General features: G+C 68.0%; 5 protein-coding genes. 4 read left to right on the forward strand and 1 reads right to left on the reverse strand.

Annotated elements, in window-relative coordinates; genetic code table 11:
- Positions 1-238: 238 nt before the first annotated feature.
- Positions 239-859, forward strand: coding sequence for a TetR/AcrR family transcriptional regulator (locus tag ACYPYD_RS02925; RefSeq protein ID WP_236727367.1), 621 nt, complete (start codon positions 239-241; stop codon positions 857-859).
- Here ACYPYD_RS02925 and ACYPYD_RS02930 read toward each other — a convergent pair.
- Complete coding sequence (locus tag ACYPYD_RS02930) at positions 847-1,581, reverse strand: ThuA domain-containing protein (protein WP_069709554.1); 735 nt, start codon at positions 1,579-1,581, stop codon at positions 847-849. The genes ACYPYD_RS02925 and ACYPYD_RS02930 overlap by 13 nt on opposite strands.
- 119 nt (positions 1,582-1,700) lie before the next feature.
- On the opposite strand from ACYPYD_RS02930, the gene ACYPYD_RS02935 reads away from it, so the two are divergent.
- From ACYPYD_RS02935 to ACYPYD_RS02945, 3 genes are all read left to right on the forward strand, one after another.
- On the forward strand, positions 1,701-2,909 hold the full coding sequence (locus ACYPYD_RS02935) for a CaiB/BaiF CoA transferase family protein (RefSeq protein ID WP_211151705.1): 1,209 nt from the start codon (positions 1,701-1,703) through the stop codon (positions 2,907-2,909).
- Positions 2,906-3,265: a Zn-ribbon domain-containing OB-fold protein gene (locus tag ACYPYD_RS02940; RefSeq protein WP_211151706.1), complete on the forward strand. Its 360-nt coding sequence runs from the start codon at positions 2,906-2,908 to the stop codon at positions 3,263-3,265. The genes ACYPYD_RS02935 and ACYPYD_RS02940 overlap by 4 nt, the downstream gene beginning before the upstream one ends.
- A gap of 196 nt (positions 3,266-3,461) precedes the next feature.
- Positions 3,462-4,613, forward strand: a complete 1,152-nt coding sequence (locus ACYPYD_RS02945) for an acetyl-CoA acetyltransferase (protein WP_211151707.1) — start codon at positions 3,462-3,464, stop codon at positions 4,611-4,613.
- Positions 4,614-4,737: the final 124 nt, after the last annotated feature.

Raw genomic sequence — 4,737 nt, forward strand, 5'->3', positions numbered from 1 at the left:
CCGGGACCGCTGGCCGTCTTTAGGAAACGGTCGCCGGCAAGGCGCCCCGATGCGAGGTGGGCTGTTCACGGCCAGCGGTCCCGGATCAAGTCCGGGATGACGAAATGCGCGCAACTGACGTCCGTATAATTATAAAAGACGTTCATGAATGTCTTTTTTTATCGACCGGATTGCGCTACCGATCAGGTTGGCGAGGCCGGAACCCACCGGCCCGCACGGCGTGGGAGAGCGCGATCCAGTGAGACGACCCGGCGCGGACGAACCGACGATGCAGGCGCTCAAGAGCGCCCAGACCCGCGCGCGGCTGATCGACGCGACGATCCGGGTGCTCGTCCGCAGCGGCTATTCGCGCACCACGACGCCGCAGGTGGCGATCGAGGCCGGGCTGTCACGCGGCGCGATGCTGCACCACTTCGACAACGGCGTATCGCTCATCAAGGCGACCATCATGCACCTGCACGAGCGCCGCCTGCGCGCCTTCCGCCGCGCGGCGGAGCGCAGTGCGCTGGATCACGGAGCGATGGTGCGCACGTACTGGAAGCAGATCCAGAAGCCCGCCTTCATCGCCTTCCACGAACTGGCGGTGGCGGCACGTACCAGTCCCGACCTCGCCGCCGTGCTGATGCCGCTGCAGGTGGAGTTCCGCGAGCGGTTCAACCAGCTCGCCGTCCAGCTCTATCCCGAATGGCAGGCCAGCCCGGAGAAGTTCGCGCTGGCCATGGCGATCTCGCAGGCGACGATGGAAGGCATGGCGATCAACCTGCTGACGGGCGCCATGGACGCCGGGCTGGTGGAGCCGGTGCTCGAAGCGCTCGAAACCCAGCTCCACGCCCTCAGGCCGCAGGATCAGGCCGCATGAGCAAGACCCCAGCGAATGCCCCGCCGCAGCAGTTCGTGGAACACCGGGTAATTCCACGAGCAGCGCTGCGGATGGGGCCAGAACGGGCTTACCGGCAGCAGGTCGTAGTGACCCCGGCAATGGCCGAGCGTCAGGTAGAGGATCGCACCCTCGCCGACCTTGCGCTCGTAGAGCACGGGCACTTCCGCCTCGTCCCAGTCGGCATCGCGGAACTCGTCGCAGCGACCGGTGAAGCTGGTGTGCAGCAGCACGTCGATGTCTGCGGTGCGGTGCGTCAGGTAAAGCTCGTCCTCGACCCGGAAGTCGCGCAGCCCTTGCGTCATCTCGTGATCGCCCCGGGTGACGAAGACCTTGAACGGCGCGATCGGCGGATGGCCGGCGAAACGCGTGCCGAGCAGGCCGGTGAAGGTGGGCACCTCGTCCGGGGTATCGACCACGCCGTCCGCGCCGAAGCGCAGCACCGCGTTGGTCCCGTGCAGCGCCAGCCAGCGCCCACCGCGCGCCAGGAACGCCTCCAGCGCGGCGACTTCCTCGCCGCGCGTCGGCACCAGATCGCAGGTGTAGGTGATCAGCAGGTCCGCCGCCGCAAGGCTCGCCAGATCGGCGTAGTCGGAGGCCACCGAGGCGCGGATGCGCGGGGTTTCCGCCAGCAGCTTGAGCAGTTCGAGGCGGGCATAATCGATGTCGTGGAACTTCCCCGCGGCGATCAGGTGGACCTTCATTCCGGCAAACTCCCCTCACGTGTGTGCGTGTATGCGCCCGAGCGTAAGGCTCGCCGCAGCCGCGTCCAAGCATCGAAATTCAGGCCGCAGCGCGGTCGCTTCATCATCGGAGAATACGAATGAGCGGTAAGGGCAAAGGCCCCCTCGCAGGTGTCAGGGTGCTCGATCTCACCAGCGTGCTGATGGGGCCTTACGCGACGCAGATCTTCGCCGATCTGGGCGCGGACGTGATCAAGGTGGAGAGCCCCTCGGGCGACACCACGCGCTTCATCCCGCCGGGGCCGGACGCCTCGCGCGGGGCGATGTTCCTCAACGTCAATCGCGGCAAGCGCTCGATCGTGCTCGACCTCAAGCAGGGCGAGGCGCGCGCCGCGCTGCTGAAGATGGCGGAAAGCGCCGACGTGTTCATCCACTCGATGCGTTCCAGCGCGATCGGGCGGCTCGGGCTGGACTATGCGGCGCTGAAGGCCGTGAACCCGAAGATCATCTACGCCAATCTCTACGGTTTCGCGCGGAGCGGCCCGTACCGCGACTATCCCGCCTACGACGACATCGTGCAGGCCGCCTCGGGCATCGTCGACCTGCAGGCGCGCCTCTCGGGCGGCGAGCCGACTTATGCCGCGACGGTGATCGCCGACAAGGTGGCGGGCCTCACCGGCGCCTACTCGGTGATCGCAGCGCTCTATGCGCGCGAGAAGACCGGGATCGGGCAGGAGATCGAGGTCCCGATGTTCGAGACGCTGGTGTCCTTCGCCATGGTCGAGCATTTGTGCGGCTCGCTCTTCGTGCCGCCCCAGGGGCCGCCCGAATACCCCCGCGCCACCTCGGAAGCGCGGCGCCCCTACCGCACGGCGGACGGCTACATCGGCGTGATGATCTACAACGACAAGCACTGGCGCGCCTTCTTCGATGCGCTGGGCAACCCGGAGTGGTCGCAGGACGCCATGTTCGCCTCGATGCGATCGCGCACGCAGAACATCGGCACCGTGCTGGCGAAGGTGGCCGAAGTGATCGAGACGCGAACGACCGAGGAATGGGTGGAGCTGTTCCGTCAGGCCCACATCCCCGCCACCGCGATCAAGAGCCTGACCGACCTGCTCGACGATCCGCATCTGGTCGAAACCGGCTTCTGGCAGGAGCGCGAAACGCCCGAGGGCACCCTGCGCTTCCCCGGCATCCCGACGACTTTCTCCGAAACCCCCGGCGCCATCGGCGATCCCGGCCCAGCGCTGGGCGGCGAGAGCCTCGACGTCCTGCGCGAAGCGGGTTTCTCGGCCGAGGAGATCGCCGATCTCCAAGCGCGGGGCGCGGTAAGGACGGCGGCATGAGCCCCGAAACCCATTGGCGCACGGCGCTGGCGGAAGGTCGCCTGCTGCTCCAGCGCGCGGAGGATGGCAGCGCGGTGTTCCCCCCGCGCCTCGCCGCACCGGGCAGCGGCGGGCCGCTCGAATGGTTCGAGGCATCCGGGCGCGGCCGGGTCTACACGCTCTCGTGGATCAACCGGAAGCCGCCCGCCGAGCCCTATCACGTCGCGCTGATAGACCTCGACGAAGGCGCGCGGCTGATGAGCCGGGTGGAGGGCGTGACGCCCGAAACGCTGGCCATCGGGATGCGTGTGGAAGCGTTCGTCGATCACGACGGGGATGCATCGCTGCTGCTGTTTCGGGCCGTGGAGGGGGCATGATGGCCCACCCCGCTGCGGCCCACCCCGCTGCGACTAGGGCCTGCGGCCCAAGTCTCGCTCCCCTCCCGCAAGCGGGAGGGGGAGGACAGTACGACGAACGCCTTCCCGCAAGCGGGAGGGCCGGGAGGCTTGGCGGTTTACCGCCTAGCCGGACGGGGTGGGCACAGCGCCACTCCCCAAACCTCAAGGCATACGCATGACCGACACCTTCCCTCGCGCCCGCACCGCCATCGCCGGCCTCGCCACCTTCGGCATCGGCGAGACGCCTGGATACAGTTCGATGGAACTGACCGCGCAGGCCGCCCTCCTCGCCGTCGCCGATGCCGGGCTGACGCTGGCTGACGTCGATGCCCTGTTCATCTGCCAGCCCGATGACTTCTTCGCAGGGCTCTCCTTCGCCGAATACCTCGGCCTGCAGCCGCGCTATACCGACAACAACCGTACCGGCGGCTCGGCCTTCATGAGCCACATGGCAGTGGCGGCGATGATGCTGGAGGCGGGCTACATCGACTGCGCGCTGATCGCCTACGGCTCCAACCAGCGCAGCAACGGCGGCAAGCTGGCGACGAAAATAACCAATAATCAGTGGGATGCGCCTTACGCGCCCATATTCCCGCTGACCGGCTATGCGCTGGCGGCAGCGCGTCACATGCACGAATACGGCACCACCCGCGAAGACCTCGCCGCCGTGGCGCTGGCCGCAAGGGCCTGGGCGCAGACCAACCCCGAGGCTTTCGCCAAAGGCCCGCTGTCGCTGGAGGAGTGCCTTGCCGCCCGCATGATCAGCACCCCGATCTCGGTGCGCGACTGCTGCCTCGTCACCGACGGCGCCGCGGCGATCGTGATGACCCGCACGTCCCGCGCCCGCGATCTTGCGAAACCGGCCGTGCCGCTGCTGGGCGCGGCTGCTGCGACGTGGTGGAACTCGATCGCGCAGGCCAAGGACGTGACCGTCACCGCCGCCAGGGAGTCCGGCGCGCGGGCGATGGCGATGGCGGGAGTCTCTCCCTCCGACATCCGCACCGCGCAGCTCTACGACGCGTTCACGATCAACACGATCCTGTTCCTCGAGGACCTCGGTTTCTGCCCCAAGGGCGAAGGCGGCCGCTTCGTCAGCAGCGGCGCCATCGCACCGGGCGGCAGCCTGCCGGTGAACACCAACGGCGGCGGCCTCTCGTGCTGCCACCCGGGGATGTACGGCCTCTTCGCAGTGATCGAGGCCGCGCGCCAGATCCGGGGCGAGGCGGCGAACCAGCTTTCCGGCGTGGACGTGGCGCTGGCGCACGGCAACGGCGGCACCCTGTCGAGTCAGGCGACGGTGGTGCTGGGAAGCCTGGCTACCTTGTAAGTCGGAATGCGTCGTCGTCCCGGACTTGATCCGGGACCGCTGGCCGTGAACAGCCCACCTCGCGTCAGGACGTCTCACGGCCAGCATTCGCCTCAAGAATTGCCAGCGGTCCCGGATCAAGTCC

The sequence above is a fragment of the Novosphingobium sp. 11B genome, assembly GCF_054589055.1.

Bases quoted from the DNA above. Each gene is read 5' to 3' on its own strand.
- ACYPYD_RS02945 (WP_211151707.1), top strand. From the start codon at position 3,462: ATGACCGACACCTTCCCTCGCGCCCGCACCGCCATCGCCGGCCTCGCC.
- ACYPYD_RS02930 (WP_069709554.1), bottom strand. From the start codon at position 1,581: ATGAAGGTCCACCTGATCGCCGCGGGGAAGTTCCACGACATCGATTAT.
- ACYPYD_RS02940 (WP_211151706.1), top strand. From the start codon at position 2,906: ATGAGCCCCGAAACCCATTGGCGCACGGCGCTGGCGGAAGGTCGCCTG.
- ACYPYD_RS02935 (WP_211151705.1), top strand. From the start codon at position 1,701: ATGAGCGGTAAGGGCAAAGGCCCCCTCGCAGGTGTCAGGGTGCTCGAT.